Consider the following 19,527-nt stretch of genomic DNA (forward strand, 5'->3'; position numbering starts at 1 on the left):
TGGCAACAGCGCGACTCCACGATGGATGGGCGGCACAACCCTGTGGATAACTTCCCTCTCCAAAAATACCGTTGTGACGATTCTGAGGTAGATCGGGTCGTGACACCGCCGGTTTCATGCCGTCGCCGATTAAATCGTTAAAAACGACGCCCGGCATTAACCATTTGCGGCGCGCCGCCGGGCCCGGTTCACCGCGTCGGTATCGCCGCTATTCCCGGAAAAAATAAAAGAAAACAAAGCCTTGTCCGAGCGCCGCCGCGCGGGGCGTAGCACCTGCTTTGGTAGCAAATGGTTAACGCTATGCGCCTTCGTCTGGTCCGGTGACGTCTGCCCCGGCTGTCAGCCACCAGCCCAGATGACGTTCCCATCACGGAGCCTTTGGTACGAATTCTCCTCAAATGGCGCCGGAAGTGTCTCTGGCGCCCACCGGGTATGCGCGGATGAAGCGCGAAAGCGGCAAATCCGGGCCGCAGTGGTCACCAGGGCCAGAACGTAACCTTTGTCGCGGAGACGAGAGCGATGACTGAAGATCTGAAGCAGGTAAGCGGTGAGCCGGAAACCGGGGCTGAGTCCGAGGCGATGGACAACCCGGCGGCACAGACGGTCGACGACTCTGCGGTCGAAGGTTCGGCAGGCGCCGACTTCGTGGTGGGAGAGGCGCCCCTCGTGATCACGCCGCCCGCGGCCGGCCAGACCGAGGTCGTGCAGGTTGATCCGGGCGCGAGCTTCGAACTGGCGGCAGACCCGGGTGCGGTGCAGCTCGTGGTCGACGGCAACAACCTTATCGTGGGCTTCGACCTGGATGGCGACGGCGAGCCGGACAGCTTCGTGATCTTCGAGGACATGCTCCTCGTTGCGGGCGGCGGCAATCCGCCGGTGATGACGGTGGCCGGTGAGCTTATCGACATGGACCTGCTGCTGGCCGCTGGTTCGGCCGGCTCTGAATCCCTGGTGGGGCAGTCGCTTCGCGTGATCACGCCGCCGCAGGCCGGTGAGACCGAGGTCGTGCGGCTGGAGCCGGGTGAGCGCTTCGAGCTGGCGGCCAATCCGGCCACGGTTCAGCTCGTGGTCGACGGCAACAATCTGGTCATGGGTTTCGACCTGGACGGCGACGGTGAGCCGGACAGCTTCGTGATCTTCGAGGACATGGTCCTCGCCGCGGGCAGCGGCAATCCGCCGGTATTGATGGTGGCCGGTGAGCCTATCGGCATGGACCTGCTGCTGAGCAATGCCGTTGCCCTGGCGCAGGCCGAACAGGCCGGTGGCCCAGGCGCCACGCCACTGGAGACCGCCGTGGGCGACGTCGCTACGGGTGGCGGTAACAACGTTTACAACGACAATCTGGGTGACGCGATCGAGCTTCTGATCGCCCAGGGCGTCATCCCGCCGACGGAGCTGGAGTTCGGGCTCATCGAACTGGAGGACGAGATCGTCCTGCTGGAGGAGGAGCCGGCGCCGCCGCCGCCGCCCAGCGTCCCCCCCACCACCTTCACCTTCGACGAAACGCCAGGGGCGGGCACCGGCACCGAGGGCAGCGACGGCTTTGTGGGCGATGACCAACAGGGCCTTGGGGACATCTTCATCGACTTCGGCTACTTCCCGCAAACGGGCTCGGGCGTTCCTGACGAGATCCACTCTATTCAGGTCTTCTCTGTTGCAGAGATAGCCGCCTTTGCGAACATGGGAATTACCATCCCCGCGCAAAAGACTGGAGAGGCGCTTCATCAGATCCAGGTTTCCGGCGTTACCTCGGCCGAGTTGCAATACACAACAGGCGATCCGGTCCTGACGTCGGGCGGAGATCCTGTTACGTCTGAGGGAGAACAGGTCTACTACCTAGTCGATCCGACCAACCCGAATCTGGTCTTGGGTGTCACCGGCCTGGTGGTCTTTGGTGAGGGCGAGTTTGAGTACGATAACCTGGTGTTCGGCATTTTCCTGGACGACAATTTCACCTTCGGCTCGGACACTCTGTTCCTCTCGTTTGTCGGATTTGAGCAAATCGACCATCCCGACCCGACAGATGACGACGAGTCGATCGCGCTGGACATCAATTTCGACGTGACCGGTGCAGGCGGTACCAGCTCAACCTCTGCGATTCTGCTGATTGAAGACGATGCCCCGGACGCCGACGGCGGCGAAGGCGGCACCGACGACATGCTGCTCTACGACGAGACGCCCGGCCTGCAGACCGGTGAGGAGACGAATGATCCGCTGCCTAGCGATGTGAACGACGTCGTTGTCAGTGAGGAACTTACGGTCTGCGGCGCGGCCCTGGACACCATCACCTTCGACTACGGCATGGACCAGCCGGTCGAGGGCGGCGAGGCCGGCCCCGCCGTCGGCGGCGTGGCGCTGACCCAGGCCGACGGCAGCGCCTATACCGGGCAGGACAGCGGCCTGGATACCCTGGACGGGGTCGACATCCTGCTGTACTCCGACGGCGACAACATGGTGCGCGGCGAGGCGGCCGGCGAATTGATCTTCATCGTCTATCTCGACGACTCCAACGCCTTCACGTTCTTCGGGCCGGACAACGAAGCCTCGGCGGATATCTGGTTCGTCCAGTTCGACGCCTTCTTCCATCCGGACGATACCGATCCGAACGATCAGATCGACTTCCCCGTTTACTACACGGTCACCGACTACGATCAGGATACGGACACGCAGGAATTCCTGATCAAGATCCTGGACGACGGGCCGGCGATCTACGGCGGAACCTCGGAGGGCGTGGTCGAGGAAGAGCACCTGCCGGTCGTTGGGAACGAGGACACCACGCCGGGAGGCGATCAAGACACACTGATCGACTTCGACCTCACGACGACTGTTGCCACCGGCGATCTGTCGTTGCTGATCGTCCCCGGCAAGGACGCCCCGGCGCTCTTCGGGTTCGCGTCCGACACGACTCCCCTGGACGACCAGAACCTGACCTCCGGCGGCCAGGCGCTCAGCTACGATTTCACCAGCGGCGGCGTCCTGGTCGGCTTCGTCGGCGTATTCAACGAGCTGGACGACTCCAATTGGGTCTTCACGCTCGAACTCCAGGAGGAGGGCGACTGGACCTTCGAGCTGCTCGCCAAGCTCGACCATCACGCCATCCCGGACGCCGACAACGACGAGGGCAACAAGACCATCGACTTCACCGGCATGGTCGAAGCGACCGACTCCGACTTCGATCCGGTGACGCTCGATCCGGAAACCTTCCTGGTCAAGGTCATCGACGATATCCCCATCGCCAACGACGACGACGATACCGCCGAAATCGGTGGGGATCCGGTCGAAGGCAATGTGCTCGATGGCACGGAGGTCAATCCTGGCGATGACGCCGGTGGCGACCCAGATGCTTCCGAGGTGGATTTCGCCGGCGCCGACGGCCTGGGCGTGATCCGCTCCGTCACCCATGACGGCGTGACCTACGAGTTGAACGAGGCTGGCGACGACATCGTCGGCTCGCCCGCAGGTCTCGTCAGCTTTGTCGGTGGTGTCCTCACCATTGATACGGCCGAAGGCGGCACCCTCGCCATCACCATGACCGGCAGCGATATCGGCGATTACACCTATACGCCGCCGGAATCTGCCGCCAGCAGTTCGGAGGCATTCGACTACGTGCTGGAAGATGGTGACGGCGATGGTGACGAGGCGACCCTCACCATCAACCTGGACGACGCGCCGTCCGCGCAAGCGCCGGCGCAGAAGACTCACGACGAGTCGGACGGCCTGCAAGGCGGATCGGACAATGTCACGGCGACGGAGGACGATGACGACGACGACATTGCAGCGCCCGGCGGTCTGGTAAGTGACGCGGAAACGGCGGCGGGCCTGGGTGGCGGATCGCTGGCGGCGATCGGCGCCATCGAGCAGTCGCTCACCTTCGACGTCGGTCTTGACGACAGCTCCTTCGTCATCTCCTACGATACCGCCGTCGACGCCACCACGACCGGGCTGGTGATGACGGAGACGGGCAAGGACGTCTATTTCTACGTCGATCCGTCTTCGAACGGCGACCTGGTGCTCGGCGTCACTCTGGACGACAGTGTGAACTTGGCCGACGGTATCCAGACCGGTGAGATCGAGGATGTTGTCTTCTCCCTGCACCTGACCAACGAGTCTGTCGGCGCCGGGGACGATTCCGCGACCTCGACCTTCATCCAATATGAGGCGGTTGTCAGCCCCACGCCGGGAACCGACGCCGATCACGACGAGCCGCTGTCCACCCCTCTGACGATCGACTACATCGTGGAGGACGAGGACGGCCAGCAGGACTCGGCCGAGATTGCGATCCAGATCGAGGACGACGGGCCGTCGATCACGTCTGACGGCGATGTCGAGGTCGACGAGGAGGACCTGGATACCACCGCCGACGTGGCGGTCGCCTTCACGATCGACTATGGCAATGACGGCGGGGACATCGACGACGTCGCCCTGATCTCGACCGATGACGGCGATGACGGCGGCTCCCTGACGCTGGAGACCACCGACGGCACCGACGTTCTGACGTTCTACGACTCGACGACCCAGACCCTGATCGGCTACGTCGACGGCGGCGATCCGAACACCCCCGCCGACCAAGTCTTCACCCTGGAGATCAACGACAACGGCACGGGCACCTTCACCCTGCTGCAGTCGCTCAACCATCCGGATGTCGACGAGACCGGCTCCGCCGATCCACTGGACCTGACCTTCCGGGTGACGGTGATCGACGGCGACGACGATACCGACACCGCGGACATCGTGGTGACCGTCAACGACGACGGTCCGACGGTCGAGGATGCCAGCGTTTCGGGCACCGTGGAGGAAGAGCACCTGCCGGGCGGCAACGAGGACACCACGCCGGGAGCCGATCAGGACACTTTGGTCAACTTCGATCTGACCGAGGACTCCGTGAGCGGCAGCCTGAGCAGCCTGGTCGACTTCGGTGAGGATGGCCCGGGCGGCTTCTCCCTGCAGGTCATCGAGAACGGTACAGATCTTCCCGTCGACTCGGGTTTCAACTCAATCGGAGAGGATATCGTCCTCGTCAGCGACGGGTCGACTCTGACGGGCTTCGTTGACAGCGGCGACACTGCCAACGAGCTGGATGTGAACGACCGCAAGGTCTTCGAGCTCTCGGTGAGCGGGACCAACTACACCTTCCTGCTGTTCGACCAGATGGATCATCTGGCCGACGATTTGGAGGATATCATTGAGCTCGACTTCTCGTCCTATCTCATCGCCTCCGACGGCGACGACGATACGACGGGGTTCGTTGAAGATACATTCGTCATCAATGTCATCGACGACATTCCGGAGAACATCGATCCAGAAGACGGCCTCGTTGCCAACTCGTCGAGCGGCTTCTTCGTTGGAGACCTCGACCTGGCGGCCAATGTCGGGGCCGACGAGGAAGGCGATGTGGTCTTCAACGTGGGGCTGGACGGCACGCTCCTGGAGGATGCCAGCAACACGCAGCTCTTTACGCAAGACGGCGATCTGGCGATCACCTTGCTGGTGCTCGACGACGGACACAGGCTGTTGGCGACAACTAATCCCGGTGATCCGTCTGACACCGGCGCCTGGGTCTTTGAAGCCGTGCTGGAGCCCGGAACGGACAGCTACTCGATCACGATGTATCAAGCCATTGATGACGGCAGTGGTGTCACCTTCGAGGACTTCAGCGATGCGCCGGCCGGCAACAACTCCTGGGTCGGTATTGACGATCCGCGGAGCGGCACACCCGAAGACGAGAACGAAGATCTGCTCTTCACCGGATTGCAGCCGGACGAAGATGGTGTTGATCCGGACACGGTGAACACCTCGAATTTCGGCGTCGGCACCAACAGCCAGTCCATCGGGGTTGGCGACGGCTTGCGTCTGGACTACGTGTCTAACATCAACATCGTCGGAGGTGACCCGAAAGTCCTTGATACGCTTACCTATGACGGTCACTACACGGTAAACGATGCCAGCTTCTCCATCATCCAGACAGGTGGCAACGCCTCTAATACCGTGGACACCCAGATTTCCGTTTTCGACGCCGACGATGACCAGGGTAATGCGTGGAACACCGCGGATGATCCGAAGGACGATATTACCAGGATCATCGTCTTCGACGAGACGGATACTGAGGTCGATACCTGGATTTTCGCGGACGGAGATTCTGGATCGACCACCGACGGAATCACTGTCACCTGGGACGGCGGAACTCTTGCGGGAGATGTTCTCGTGGAGGGCCTTCTGGTCGGGTATGAAGTCTTCGTGACCACGGACGATGGCTTCAACCGAATGGAGATCCTTAACGTGACCTCCGGTGGTGAAGCGAACGATACCTTCGATCTCGGCGGTTTCGAGATCGACTCCCAAGTTTCCGGTTCGCCGATCGACCTTACTTTCGATCTGGATGTGGAGGATGAGGACGGTGACACATCCGACGGTCAGCTCGACTTCACAGTGCTGCCGGAGTTGAATGGCAGCGCTCTTGGCGACGAGCTTGTTTCCAACGGCGACCCGGAGGTCCTGGTCGGCGGTGGCGGCGATGACACTCTGACGGGTGGTGCCGGTGGCGACATCTTTGTCTATAGCCTCGCCGCTGACGAAGGTACGGACCAGATCCTCGACTTCACGTTGTCCGAGGGCGATGCTCTTTCCTTCGTTGACGTGACGGACATCGAGCCTGATCTGGACATCGATGTGGACGACGTGATCTCCAACTTCGTCGATGGCGGCGGGGCGGGGACGGTCGACACCATCACGCTGACAAGCGGCACGGTGATCGAGCTGACGGACGTCGATGGTGCATTCACCAGCGCAGACGATGTCTTCAACAACAGCATGATCAACGGAGCCTGAGGGGGGTAGTCGAAGTTACGGGAATCTCCCCGGCGGCGTTGCCGCGCCGCCGGGGGAGAGGCGAGCGGCCCGGGCGGCGGTCCTTGACCCCCCGCCGTCAGGGGCGCGAAGCCAGGTTACCCGGTGAACCCTTGGGTAACCTCACCGAGGAGGGGGCGCCATCGTTGGCGCTCCCTTCTTCTCCTGATCGCCGGGGGCGTGGCCAGGGTGGCGACGCAGCGGGCGGCCAGCTCAGGCGGTAATCCGGATCACAAAATCCGGGCTGTCCAAGAACCCTGGGACAGCTCACCTTTGGGGGAGGTGCTGCGACGCCTCCCCCTTTTTCTGTGGGGAGGGAGGACGGCCGGGGGGCGTCAGGACTGCAGAGTCATAGGAATGCCCCTGGCGCCTAGGGAACGGCGCTGGCGGCTCGTCAGGTCTCTAAGAGGGGAGGAGGGTGCCTTTTCGGCTAGGGCCGGTTCTCGGCGACTTCCTGGACGCCTTTGTAGATATCGTTGGTCGTCAACGAGGTCGTATCACTGGTCAGGCCGAGGATCTCGTTGATCTGTTCGATCTCTTCGGGGGTGATCTCTTCCTTCACCGAGGCCAGGGCCGAAGCCGCGGTCTTGAGATCGTTCTGCAGGACGGCTTGGCGGTAGGCCTTGATCTTCACCACCGTGGCGCCGCCACCGCCATTGGGGGAGGATGTTCCACCGGTGCTGGCGGTCGTCGAGGCGCTGCTGCCCGTGGAGTTCTGGCCGCTGGCGTTGGTGCCGCTGTTCTTGCCTTTACCCTTGCCGTTGCCACCGGCGTTGCTGTTGCTGCCTGCATTGGCGCTGTTGCCGCCGGCGTTGCCGCCGCCGGCGTTGTCGTTACCGCCGCCGGCGTTGTCGTTACCGCCGCCGGCGTTGTCGTTACCGCCGCCGCCGCCGCCGCCACCGTTGCCGCCGCCGCCATTGCCGCCGCCGCCATTGCCGCCGCCGCCGGCGTTGCCGCCGCCGCCGGCGTTGCCGCCGCCGCTGTTACCCTTTTCGCTTTTGGCCAGCGCCGCGTCGCCGCCCAGGCTGAAGCCGAAGGGCGAATCCTGGTTCGGGGAGCCCAAGGCTACGAGCAGGGCGATCAAAGCGCCGGCTGTCAGACGGGAAGGGCGAATCATGTGGCCGCTCGGCTGTGGCTGCTTTCGTCAGGAACCAAATAAACGGCGGTCCGACTCAAGGTCGGACAGCATTAAGGCCGCCTTCGCGACCAGTACACTTAAGCGCCCCAAAATACTACTTGAGTTGCCATAAGATTCCAATCAAATCATTCATTAGATCGTTGTTTACCTTGTTTTCAACCTACTGAATCTAAAGGGAAAGTCTGGTGGACGAAATTAAACATTCCGGGAGTCCCGCGGAAGGCCCCGGTTGCCGGTCCGGCCGGTCCCAGCGATGTTGGAATTAACCATGACCGATATGCGGCGCAGGCCATGGCGCGTGCTTTGGCGGCCCCTTACGGCTAGCATTTCAGGGGAGGAAGGCAACCTGTCCCGGAACGGCCGCGGCGGTCATGTGGAGCGGCCGTGGCTGCCGGCGGGGCGCTGCGGAGTGGCCAGGCCCTATGAATGACAACGCCAAGATAAGTCCGCGCAGCTCGAGCGGTGGATCCGGCACGGAGTGGCAGGGCGCGCCCGGCACGGCGGCGGAGCCGGCACCCCAGAGGTCTCTGACGCCCAGAGCCGTGCGTCCGCTCCGATCGCTGGCGGTGCAGGTGCCGGTGCTCCTGGTGATTGCCCTCAGCCTGGTGGTCTCGGCGGGGGCGTGGGGGCTGCATACCATCGTCTTGCGCAGTTTCGAAAGACTGGAGATTACGAACGCGGAGCTGGATCTGCGGCGCTTCGCCAACGCGATCGACAATGAGGTCGCTCAGCTCGACCGGCAGCTCAACCAGGTTGTCGCCTTCAGCGCCGGTGGCGATTTCGACGTGCTTCCGTCGCCGGCCCAAGGGGTTATGTCGGTGACGGCCAACATTGCCTGCTTCTTCGATGCCTCCGGCGCGCTGTTGTCCGCCGACTCGCACGATCCCGCCGAAGCGCTGCTGCAGAGCGTCGATCCGATAGATTTCTGCAGCCGGCTTGAAGGTCATCCCAGCATGGCGCCGGCTCTCGCGGGGGAGCGGGTCGCCGGCCTGCATGATGCGGAGGGGGTGCCCTTCTTCATTGCGGCGGCGCCGCTGGCCGAGGTCGGGGGCGGGGCCGTCCTGCTGGCTCACTACTTCAGCCCGGAGGAGCTGGCTGAGCTGACCACGCGGATGGAGATCAGCATCGATTTCTGGTCCATGCAGACACCGAACCTGGACGTCCTGGAGGCCGCGGCCGGTGCCGCCCTGTCCCTGGGCGCACCGATCATCATCAACCGTCGCAGCGAGGATGTTTTGCAGGTCTACTGGGCCTTCCAGGACGCCGCGGGGGAGCCGGCCTTCCTGGCCCGCGCGAACGTGTTCCGTGACCTGCGGGAGATCGGCGACGAGACGGTGCTGCTCTCCGCCCTCGCCATGGCGGGTGTCGGCGTCGCTACGATCCTGCTCGCCGTGCTCCTGGTGCGCCTGCTGATGGTGTCCCGACTGACCCGCCTGACCCAGCGGCTGCTGGACATCCGCGACAGAGGGCTGGGCAGCCTGCGGGTGAAGGCGGGGCGGCGCGACGAGATCGGTGTCCTGGCCGAGGAGTTCGACAACCTGCTTCAGGAGCTCGCGGCGACGACCCAGCAGCTTGCGGACGTCTCTTACCGTGCCGGGCGGGCCGAGGTCACCGAAGGCAGCCTTCATAACATCGGCAATGCCTTGAACTCCCTGCTGGCGAGCGCGGACGCCGCGCGCAAGCGCCTGAGGGCGGACAGCAGCGGCAAGATCGCCCAGGCGACCCGCGAACTGGCGCAGGGGAACAACCTGACGGAGCGTCAGGGCAAGCTGGCGCAGTATGCGGCCCTGGCCTCGGAGGAGGAGGGGGCGCAGCTCAAGGCGCTGGCAGCCGACATCGAGCGGGTGCTGCTCCACACTTCGCGGATCGAGGACATCCTGGAAAGCCAGCGGCGCCTGGGTTCCGACGCCAACCTGGCGGTCGCCAGCGAGGCCCTGCCTCTGATCAACACCGCGATGCGGGCCTTTTCCGACGGTCTTGCCGAGAATATCACCATGCGGCTGGACAACAGCCTGATGGGGCTGCCACCGGTCATCTGCGTCCGCTCGGTCATTCTGCAGGTTTTCGCCAACCTGCTGGCCAACGCCGCCGAAGCCATCGTCCGTGGCGGCGCAGACAGGGGGCAGATCGTGATCTCCGCCGCCAGCACCACCTTCGACGGCGCCGCAATGGTGGATATCCAGATCACCGACGACGGCGCCGGCATGAATGAGGCCGAACTCGTGAAGGTCTTCCAGCGCTACTACACCACCAAGCCGGGACGCGGGCACGGTATCGGCCTGCATTGGTGCGCCAACGTCGTGACGAGCATGGGCGGCCACCTCTATGCGGCCAGTCCCGGCCGCGGCCAGGGCGCGACCATGCATCTGCTGCTGCCGCGCGTGCCGCAAAGCTAGCCGGGCTGTTCCCGAAGGAGAGAGTGGCGGGAAGGGAAAGGTTGGCTGGGGGACCTGGATTCCAAGTCGCCAGATTTATTCAGCTAAATCAGATGCTTGCAAAGCGCGTAGACAGAAATGTGCCCCCATTCGTTGCCAATTCGACAAGACTGACGGCTTCGCCTGTCCGAACTATTACCGCGGTCGGGCCTCGGTAGGCGCACTGCTGTACGGTCGCCTCAACCGCTGGAAGCGGTCGTGTTTCCGGAGAGGATCGACTTCCATTGCTTGACTCAATTCGGACTTTCGCGACTGGCCGGGCACATTGAGCCAGAGCAGAGTGCCATGGGCCGCGTCAGACGACGGTGCGGCAGGATGGCCGGAAATCGCTAGAGATTTCTCTCTTTTCGCATCATGTCTGCTGCCTTCTCGGCGATCATCACCACAGGTGAGGCCGTGTTGCCGGAGACGATGCGCGGCATGATCGAGGCGTCGATGATGCGCAGCCGTTCCAGACCACGCAGGCGCAGGTCGGGCGAGACCACGGCGCCGTCGTCGACTCCCATACGGCAGGTGCCGACAGGATGGAAAATGGTGGTTGCGATGCTGCCGATCTCGGTCATCAGCGCCGCGTCCGATACGTGCGCCGGCCCCGGCAGAATTTCTTGTGGACGGTAGGGCATGAGGGCCTTGGCGGTCATGATCCGGCGCGCCTGCCGCACGGCTTTGAGCGCGACGCGCCGGTCCGCTTCAGCCGAAAGATAGTTCAGTCGGATTTCCGGCTGGGCCCTGGACTCGCTGTCGGTCACGTGCACCGAGCCGCGGCTCTCCGGGCGCAAGTGGCAGACAGAAACCGTGATAGCCGGAAACCGGTGCAATGGATCGCCGAGCCTGTCGGTCGACAGCGGCTGCACGTGGTACTCGAGGTCCGGCGTCGCCAGGGCCGGATCGGAGCGGGTGAACATGCCGAACTGGCTGGGCGCCATGGCAAGGGGGCCGCTGCGGGTCAGGGCGTAGCGCAGCACCATGCCTGCCTTGCCGAGGAAGGTGCTGGCTTGGGTGTTGAGCGTCGGTGCGCCCTGGATCCGGAAGACGGTGCGGATCTGCAGATGGTCCTGCAGGTTCTCGCCGACGCCAGGACAGCTATGATGCACGGTGATGCCCAGCGCGCGTAGCAGGTCGGGCCTGCCGATGCCTGAGTGCTCCAGGATCTTGGGTGAGTTGATGGCGCCCGCCGCGAGGAGAACCTCGCCATCGGCGGTGCCTTCGTGCAGCGCGCCGCGGAAGCGCACGCCACGGACACTCTTGCCCTCCAGGATCAACTGCTCGGTTTCGGCACCGGTGAGGACGCGGAGATTGGCCCGGTGCCTGGACGGCTTCAGAAATCCCTTTGCGGTATTCCAGCGCAGGCCGGCCTTCTGGTTGACCTCGAAGAAGCCGGAACCCTCGTTGTCGCCATCGTTGAAGTCCGCGCGCGGCAGGATGCCGAATTCCGCCGCGCCTTGTTGGACGCCTCCAGGATTTTCCAGGATAGCCGCTGCCGTGCGACCTTCCACTCGCCGCCGGCACGGTGCAAAGGGCCGTTGCCAGCGTGGTGGTCTTCCGATTTCAAGAAGTAGGGAAGGACATCATCCCACCCCCAGTCGACGTTGCCAAGCTGACGCCAGTGGTCGTAGTCGGCAGCCTGGCCGCGCATGTAGATCATGCCGTTCACTGAACTGCAGCCGCCGAGCAGCTTGCCACGCGGATAGACCAGGGAGCGGCCATTCAGGCCCTCTTCGGGGGCGGTGGTCATCATCCAGTCGGTCCGCGGATTGCCGATGCAGTAAAGATAGCCGACCGGGATGTGTACCCAGTGGTAGTTGTCGCTGCCGCCGGCTTCAAGCAAAAGGACGCGGCAACCGGGATCCTCACTCAGCCGGTTGGCCAGCACGCAGCCGGCAGTGCCGGCGCCAACTATGATGTAGTCATAGCTTCCCTCGAGACGGATGGCAGGCGGCATGACCTCAAGTGCTCCCTGGCCGCGCTCAGGCACTGCCGCGGCCGGCGTCTTGCAACCCGGCCCAGAACCCCTTCAGGCTTTCGTTCAGGCTACGGTAGAGCCGGTAGCGCCGGTCGTAGTGAGACTTCAGGCGCAGGTCCGGATCGAACGACGACTTGGGCCGTGTCATGGCGCTGATGCCGGCTTCGTAGTCGGCGAAGATTCCGGCCGCCACGCCGGCGCCGATGGCCGCCCCAAGTGCCCCTGTCTCCGAGGCCTCGGCGATCGTGACGGGAATGCCTAAACAGTCGGCGAACATTTGCGGCCAATGCTGACTGCGCGCTCCGCCGCCGGCGAGCGCGGCGCGTTCGAACGTGACGCCGGCTTCCTTCAGCACCTCGATGTGGCGGCGGTGCTCGAACACCACACCTTCGAAGATCGCGCGCAGCAGGTGGGCTTCGCCGTGCCAGCCGGCAAGGCCGTAGAAGCCGGCACGGAACGCAGCCTCCTCGCCGGACCCGTAGAGGAAAGGATGAAAAAGGGGATCGTCGGCAGCGGGCTCCAGCGACCCAACCAGTGCGTTGCAATATCCGAAGGGATCGTCGTGGTGTCCGCCGCGCTCCAGGAAAGTGCGCACGTACCATTCCAGGTTCGCCGCCGAGGTCGCACTCGATTCGATGTTCACGAAGCGCTCCGGGCCGAAAGCGGAGACCATGAAGACGGAGGGATTGACCACAGGCGCGGACGAGAAGACCTGGTTGATTGACCAGGTGCCGGCAATGATCGACGCTTCGCCGGCGGCGACCACGCCGGAGCCTATGGCGCTGGCTACGACGTCGAAGAAGCCGCCGATGACCGGTGTTCCCTCTGCGAGTCCCGTTTCGGCGGCGGCCCGGGCGTCGACGGTGCCTGCGATGTCGGTCGGGCCGACAAGGCGAGGCAGCATCGGTTTTGCATCTGAGAGTCCGTAGGCCTCTAGTAGATCGTCGTCGTAGGCCGCGTCGGGCAGGCGCAGAAAACCGCAGCCCGACATGTCGGAGATGTCGCTGACCCGCTCCCCTGTGAGCTTGAAGGTGATGAAGTCCTTGCACAGCATCGCCGTTCCGGCGCGGGCATAGATCTCCGGCGCGGCTTCCTTCACCCAGGAGAGCAGGGTGGGCGTCTGCGAGGGCCAGGGCTTCTGCAGGCAGGTCCCGTGCAGCCTGTCGCCGTTCTCCGCTGAGATCTCGCGCGCCAGGGCAGCGGCACGGGTGTCGAGAGACTGGATGCCGAGCAGCGGCCCGCCGTCTTCATCCAGCAGGTAGAGCCCGTTGCCATGGCCGGCACAGCCGATCGCTGCGATCTGTCGGGCATCGACGCCGGCCTTGTCGATACAGCCGCGGATCGCCTGCCGGGCATTGGACCATAGTTCGTCGAGATCGCGCTCGACCACGCCGGGGCGCGGCGTGAGCGAGCGGCCATCGAAGGCCTGGAGAGCGCAAAGACGGCCGTTGGTGTCGAAGATGACCGCCTTGATGACCGTGTTGCCTGCATCGAGGCCCAGCAGGTACTGCGCGCGGTCAGCCACGGTTGTAGATGTCCCAGGCTTCGTCGCCGCTGGCGCCCCTGTGGATCATGGCCATCAGCGCGCTGACCATGGCTTTAGGGTTGTCGTGCTGATAGATGTTGCGGCCGTAGACCATGCCTTTGGCGCCCTGCGAAATGAGTGTTGCCGACTTCATCAAGACGCTCTTGAGATCGTCCTTGCCTCCGCCGCGCACCAGCACCGGTACCCGCGCTGCCTCGACCACGCGGTGGAAGTCCTCGGGATTCTCCGTCGGGTCCGCCTTGATGATATCTGCGCCCATCTCGCTGGCAAGCCGCACCAGCGTGACGATCTTCTCGGCGTTGCCGTCGACCTGATAGCCGCCGCGCACCTCGTTGGGCAGCATCACCAGCGGCTCGATCATCAGCGGCATGCCGTAGCGCTGGCAGTCGGCGCGCACCCGGCTGATGTTCTCGACGCACTGGCGGAAGAGTTCCGGCTCGTCGGGCAGCATGAAGAGGTTCACCACGACGCAGGCGGCATCCATTTCCAGCGCGCCGATAATCGGGTCATCGTGGTTCTGCAGCTGAGACCACATGACGCGATGGCGCCGGTCGTTGTAGGGGTTTCCCATATCGATGCGCATGACCAGCGCTGGCTTGTCCTTCTCCGGCCGGCCCTGCAGCAGGTCGGCCTGACCGTAGGTCATCTGGATGGCATCGGGCTTTGCCGCGATCAGCGTATCGACCACGCCGGCCATGTCCTCGAGACCGGCGAGGAAGCTCGGCTCGTTGCAGACGCCGTGGTCGATGGCGACGTCCAGGCAGCCTCCGTGGGTGAACAGGCGGTTCATCCGGACTTTGGGGCTCACGCGCATTCAAGACTCCTGTCACAGGTACGCTGTTCCAGCGTCTCCGACGAGACGCCATGGTAGTCGGCGAGGTCGGCGACGAAGTTGTCGACGTGGCGGCGCCGCTCGTCCTCGCTCCAGGCGAATTCGGCGACGGCGGCGTCGGCGACGCGCCCGATCAGCAGCGAGGAGATGTCACCGCGAATGGCAAGCGGGGTGCGCCGCAGCAGCAGGTCGTCCAGGCTGCAGGCGAACTCGGCCCGGATCAGGAAGGCGATCTCGGCGGCGGTGGTGTGGCAGCCCGCCACGAGCGGCAGGTCGTCGCTGCGGGTGCCGCAAAACTGCAGGACTTCCGCCGCCCGCGTGCCGTAGAGATCAGCCAGATAGGCTGCGCGAGCGGGGGAAATGCCGTGATCCGCCGCCAGCTTGCGTTCGAGGTCGGCGGGACGTTCCGGGAAATCTTTGCCACCACCTATGGCAAGATCGAGGCTCGCGGCCTTGCGGGGCTTGCCGAGGCCGCCCAGCACCGCGTCGGCGGTCTGCTCGGCAAAGGCGCGGAAGGTCGTCCACTTGCCGCCGACCATGCAGTACTGCGGTACCGTTCCGTCGAGGCGGTGCACGAAGTGGCCGCGCGAAATACGGCCGGTGAAGTCGTGGTCGCTTTTCGGCAGGGGCCGGATGCCGCTGTAGCTGTAGACCACCTGATCGGTGGTAAGCGCGATGGCCGGGAAGACGAGGCGCAGCGAGTCCAGGATGTAGTCGCGCTCTTCGGTTTCGCAGCGCACGCGGGTGACCTTGCCGACGCGGATGTCGGTCGCCCCGGCGAGCACCCGGCCGAGATAGGGAAAGACGATGCAGATGCGGCTGTCCGAATTCTCGAAGAAGATCATGTGCCCGCCCAGGGCTTCGAGCAACTCGGCGTTGTCGATGATGAGGTGCGAACCTTTGGTGCCGGAGACGAGGGCATCGCCCGGACCGCCGCCATTCAACTGGGCGATGGCCTCGTCCAGCCAGGCGCCGGTGGCATTGACCACCGCCTTGGCGGTAGCGTCGAGGGCCTCGCCGGACAACCTGTCCGTTACCCGGTAGCCGCTCCCCTGCGGGTGGATGTCGGCGTGATTCAGGGCCACGCTCTGCGGCGAGAGGCGGAGGCCGTCGAGCACCAGCTCCAGGCCGAGACGTTCGGGGTAGCTGATCCAGGCGTCGTGATAGGTCGCCGAGAAGCGCAGCGTCGTCGTGAGCTGCGGCCAGCGTCGTCGCGTCTCGGCGGCGCTTCGGAACGAATGGCGCGGCAGCGCCCGGCGGTGGCGGGTGACCCAGTCATAGAGCGAGAGGCCGATCTTGACCGGCAGCGCGCCGCGAGGGGAGGGCCGGCTGCCGATGCCGAGCAGGCCGGCGGCGCTGTTGGTCAGGCCGGAGAACAAGCTGGTAATGGGAATGGTGGTGGGCAGCGGTCGCACCATATGGGGCGCATTGGCGAGCAGGGCGTCGCGCTCGCGCAGTGATTCGCGGACCAGTCCGAACTCGCCGTTCTCCAGGTACCGCAGGCCGCCGTGAATCATGCGCGACGGAGCCGCGCTGCAACCGGAGCAGAAGTCGCCGCGCTCGACCAGAAGAACCCGCAGACCCTGCAGGCAGAGCTCCCGGAACACGCCGATGCCGTTGATGCCGCCACCGACGACGATGACGTCGAAGGCGCCATCCTGGCGGAGCCTGTACAGGTTATCACTGCGTCGTCCGGGCATAGCTTCCTCGGTCACCGCCCCGGCAGGGCGATGGCTGTCGTGATCCTTTCGGTAGGGCCTGCGGTCAGGCGTCGAGATCGGTCAGGTGCGTCTTCGCCGCCTCGCTGATGGCTGTCAATTCGTCAGAAGCAAGGCGGATGCGCGCCGCCTTGGCATTTTCCTTGGCCTGCTCGGGGTCGCGTGCGCCGCACAAGGAGAAGGTGATCCCAGGCTGCTGCAGCGTCCAGGCGATCACGACCTGCGCACTGGTGGCCCGATGGGCTTCTGCCACGGGCGCAATGCTTTCCATCAGCTTGGCGACCTTTTCGCGGTTTGATTGGGAAAAGCGCGGATTGTCGCGGCGCAGGTCGTCGCCGGAGAATTCGCGTGTCGGGCCTATCTTGCCGGACAGCAGTCCGAGAGCGAGGGACGAGTAGCTGAGCGTCGAAACGCCGTGCTCAGCACAGATCGGCAGAAGCGTCGCTTCGATATCCCGCTTCACCATGCTGTACTCCTCCTGGATCGCGTCCAGCGGGCCGGCGGCGACATAGGCTTTCAGATCGTCAGGCGAAACGTTGCTGGCCCCGAAGGAGCGGATCTTGCCCTGCTGCTTCAAAGATTCGAGCGCCTCGACGGTTTCGGCGATCGGTGTGGTCGGGTCCTGCCAGTGGGTGATGTAGTGGTCGATGTAGTCGGTACCGAGACGCTGCAGGCTCTGCTCGACCTCGTGGAAGATGGATTCCTTGCCGAGATAGCGGTGAACCGGGCGCCCATCGTAATCGAAGAAGTGGTTGCCCTGCTGGGTGTGCCAGACGAGCCCGCATTTGGTGGCGAGGATCACGTCGTCACGGCGGCCCTTGATAGCCTTGCCGACGATCTCTTCGGCGAGGCCCTGGCCGTAGGCGGGCGCGGTGTCGATCAGCGAAATGCCGGCATCCAGCGCCGCCTGGATCGCCGCTATGGACCGGGCCTCGTCGGTGCCGCCCCACATCCAGCCGCCGATAGCCCAGGTGCCGAGCCCGACCGCTGGCGCTTCGATTCCGGAGTTGCCGAGGGTACGGGTCAGGACTTCATGCGACATACTGTACGTTTCCTATGTTCTTGAGTACGGCCTCGGCGGTCTTTTCGTCAAGGACGAGGGAATTGAGATAGCGCCCGTTCAGCGCGGCGCGGATCGGTTGCACTTTTTCGGGGCCGGCGGCCACGCCGATGGTCCGCGGGCAGCGCGCAAGCTCCTGCGGATCGAGAGCGACAAGGCGGGAGTTGAGCGGATAGTCGGCCAAGGAGCCGTCCTCGCGGATGAGGTGCGCCAGGAACTCGCCAACGGCGCCGCTGCTCACGAGGAGTTCGCGCTCCGGGTTCGGCAAGGGGTGCAGATCGTAGTAGCTGGAGCCCGGCGGCTGAATCGAGCCGATGCCGACCAGCGCCACCGCGGCCGTGCGCGCCAGGTCGAAGACTTCCTTGATGGAGCTCATGGCCATGAGCATGTCGCGCTGCTCGCGGCTTTCGGCAAAGAGCGGCGCATGGACCAGCAGGGTGGAGCCGCCCAGGCGCTCAGCCAGCTGCGTGGCCAGGTGGTTCACGTCGGTGTAGTACTTGCCCTGCACGCCACCGGTCAGCGGCACCACCGTCACGTCGAAGGCGCGGTCGGGCTGTAGATTGTCGACCACGGCGCTGACGGCCTTGCCGCCGGTGATCGCGATTACGTCGCCATCGCGCAACGTCTGCAAAAGCTGGTTGCCAGCTGCCCGGCCGACCTGCTGCAGGGTGGTGTCGGGACTGCCCGATACCGTCGGCGCGACCACGGCCTCGGTGAGGGAAGCGGCCTTCACCAGGCCGGCCTCCAGGTCGACAAGGCGCTGGAAGGGGCTCTCTATGGCAATCTTCACCATGCCGAGGCGGCGCCCCTGGGTGATCAGACGGTTCACTTTGGAGGTCGAAAGTTTGAGTTTCTTGGCGATGTCCGACTGCTTCATCCCGTCGACGAAATGCAGCGCCAGAACCGTGTGGATCTGGCGGATCGACTCGAAATCTTCTTTTTTCTCGGGCATCTAGTTGTCCGTTGAAGGTTGGTGCCGGGATCAGCCGCGCCGCTTGTTGAGATAGTGGTCGATGGATACGGCAGCAAGCAGGATCGAACCGCGGATGATATCCTGCCAGTAGACGGAGACGTCCAGCAGGGCGAGGGAACTGGACACCACGGAGAGCAGGATGGCACCCAGTATGGCGCCGAAGATGGTGCCGGTGCCGCCGGACAGGCTGGCGCCGCCGATCACCGCTGCGGCGATGACGTTCAATTCCATGCCGATGCCGAAGGTCGGCTGGGCGGAGCCGAAGCGGGCCATGTAGATGATGCCGGCCACGCCGCACAGCGCCGAACAGAGAGTCGTCGTCAGGAAGACGACCTTCTTAGTGCGGATGCCCGAGTAGGCAGCCGCCTTCTCGTTGCTGCCGGTGTAGAACACCTTCCGGAAGATCGTCGTGCGCCGCAGCATGAAGTCGAATGTGACGACCACGGCAACGAAGATCACGATGACGACCGGTATGACACCGATTGAGCCCTGGCCAATGAATTTGAACTCCGGCGGCAGGGTGAAGAGTCCGAGTGGCCGTCCCCCTGTGCCCAGCAGGCAGGCGCCGCGGGCGATCACCATCACGGCGAGCGAGACGATGAAATGGTGCAGGCCAACCCGCGTCACGAAGAATCCCATGCCGGCACCGATGGCGGTGCAGGCGGCGATGGAGATCAGCGAGGCAGTCCAGGGGTCGACACCATTAAGAAACAGCAGGCCGGCGATGACCATGGCGAGCGCGGTCACCGAGCCGACGGAGAGGTCGATGCCGCCCGATACCAGCAGGATGGTCATGCCGACGACCACGATGCCTTCCACGGCGAAAGCCATCGCCATGGCGCGCATATTGACCCAGGTGAGGAAGTAGGGCGACGCGAAGGACATCACCACGAAGAGGGCGAGGATGATAAGGATCAGGCCAGTCTCGCGCATGCGCAAGAGCCGCTTCAGCAGGCCCATGAGGCCGGCACTCGATTTTTTTTGCTGCCCCAGAGGAGTGAATGTCGAGACCATGGACT

General features: G+C 64.2%; 10 protein-coding genes and 1 pseudogene. 2 read left to right on the top strand and 9 right to left on the bottom strand.

Annotation, left to right across the window (positions count from 1 at the left end; translation table 11 throughout):
* Positions 1-519: 519 nt before the first annotated feature.
* Complete coding sequence (locus H7X47_RS21265; protein WP_193370770.1) at positions 520-6,825, top strand: DUF5801 repeats-in-toxin domain-containing protein; 6,306 nt, start codon at positions 520-522, stop codon at positions 6,823-6,825.
* Between the two features lie 448 nt (positions 6,826-7,273).
* Here H7X47_RS21265 and H7X47_RS21270 read toward each other — a convergent pair whose 3' ends face one another.
* The gene (locus tag H7X47_RS21270; protein ID WP_193370771.1) at positions 7,274-7,960 is read right to left on the bottom strand and encodes a hypothetical protein; all 687 of its coding nucleotides are present in this window, start codon (positions 7,958-7,960) and stop codon (positions 7,274-7,276) included.
* Between the two features lie 563 nt (positions 7,961-8,523).
* Here H7X47_RS21270 and H7X47_RS26385 point away from each other — a divergent pair.
* Positions 8,524-10,377, top strand: a complete 1,854-nt coding sequence (locus H7X47_RS26385) for an ATP-binding protein (RefSeq protein ID WP_193370772.1) — start codon at positions 8,524-8,526, stop codon at positions 10,375-10,377.
* 368 nt (positions 10,378-10,745) lie between these two features.
* Here H7X47_RS26385 and H7X47_RS26580 read toward each other — a convergent pair whose 3' ends face one another.
* The 8 genes and pseudogenes from H7X47_RS26580 to H7X47_RS21310 form a co-directional block, all read right to left on the bottom strand.
* Positions 10,746-11,384, bottom strand: a complete 639-nt coding sequence (locus tag H7X47_RS26580; protein WP_367575734.1) for a GMC family oxidoreductase — start codon at positions 11,382-11,384, stop codon at positions 10,746-10,748.
* Between the two features lie 138 nt (positions 11,385-11,522).
* Positions 11,523-12,358, bottom strand: a pseudogene (locus tag H7X47_RS26475) (GMC family oxidoreductase); the annotation flags it as partial.
* Between the two features lie 25 nt (positions 12,359-12,383).
* Positions 12,384-13,904 (bottom strand): FGGY-family carbohydrate kinase, encoded by a 1,521-nt coding sequence (locus tag H7X47_RS21285; RefSeq protein WP_193370773.1) that lies wholly within the window; start codon positions 13,902-13,904, stop codon positions 12,384-12,386.
* Positions 13,897-14,733: a class I fructose-bisphosphate aldolase gene (locus H7X47_RS21290; RefSeq protein ID WP_322096526.1), complete on the bottom strand. Its 837-nt coding sequence runs from the start codon at positions 14,731-14,733 to the stop codon at positions 13,897-13,899. Before H7X47_RS21290 ends, H7X47_RS21285 begins: the two co-directional genes overlap by 8 nt.
* Positions 14,730-16,457: a glycerol-3-phosphate dehydrogenase/oxidase gene (locus H7X47_RS21295; RefSeq protein ID WP_193370775.1), complete on the bottom strand. Its 1,728-nt coding sequence runs from the start codon at positions 16,455-16,457 to the stop codon at positions 14,730-14,732. The genes H7X47_RS21290 and H7X47_RS21295 overlap by 4 nt, the downstream gene beginning before the upstream one ends.
* 64 nt (positions 16,458-16,521) lie before the next feature.
* Complete coding sequence (locus H7X47_RS21300) at positions 16,522-17,517, bottom strand: aldo/keto reductase (RefSeq protein ID WP_193370776.1); 996 nt, start codon at positions 17,515-17,517, stop codon at positions 16,522-16,524.
* Positions 17,507-18,487, bottom strand: coding sequence for a sugar-binding transcriptional regulator (locus H7X47_RS21305; RefSeq protein WP_193370777.1), 981 nt, complete (start codon positions 18,485-18,487; stop codon positions 17,507-17,509). The genes H7X47_RS21300 and H7X47_RS21305 overlap by 11 nt, the downstream gene beginning before the upstream one ends.
* A gap of 30 nt (positions 18,488-18,517) precedes the next feature.
* Positions 18,518-19,522 carry an ABC transporter permease gene (locus H7X47_RS21310; protein WP_322096527.1) on the bottom strand — a complete coding sequence of 335 codons (1,005 nt, stop codon included), beginning with the start codon at positions 19,520-19,522 and terminating at the stop codon, positions 18,518-18,520.
* Positions 19,523-19,527 lie beyond the last annotated feature (5 nt).

Source organism: Pelagibius marinus (genome assembly GCF_014925385.1).
Lineage (GTDB): Bacteria > Pseudomonadota > Alphaproteobacteria > Kiloniellales > Kiloniellaceae > Pelagibius > Pelagibius marinus.

Excerpts from the sequence above, each read along its gene's own strand:
- H7X47_RS26580 (WP_367575734.1), bottom strand. The coding sequence starts at position 11,384 with ATGGTGCTGCGCTACGCCCTGACCCGCAGCGGCCCCCTTGCCATGGCG.
- H7X47_RS21270 (WP_193370771.1), bottom strand. The coding sequence starts at position 7,960 with ATGATTCGCCCTTCCCGTCTGACAGCCGGCGCTTTGATCGCCCTGCTC.
- H7X47_RS21305 (WP_193370777.1), bottom strand. The coding sequence starts at position 18,487 with ATGCCCGAGAAAAAAGAAGATTTCGAGTCGATCCGCCAGATCCACACG.
- H7X47_RS21300 (WP_193370776.1), bottom strand. The coding sequence starts at position 17,517 with ATGTCGCATGAAGTCCTGACCCGTACCCTCGGCAACTCCGGAATCGAA.
- H7X47_RS21310 (WP_322096527.1), bottom strand. The coding sequence starts at position 19,522 with ATGGTCTCGACATTCACTCCTCTGGGGCAGCAAAAAAAATCGAGTGCC.
- H7X47_RS21265 (WP_193370770.1), top strand. The coding sequence starts at position 520 with ATGACTGAAGATCTGAAGCAGGTAAGCGGTGAGCCGGAAACCGGGGCT.
- H7X47_RS21295 (WP_193370775.1), bottom strand. The coding sequence starts at position 16,457 with ATGCCCGGACGACGCAGTGATAACCTGTACAGGCTCCGCCAGGATGGC.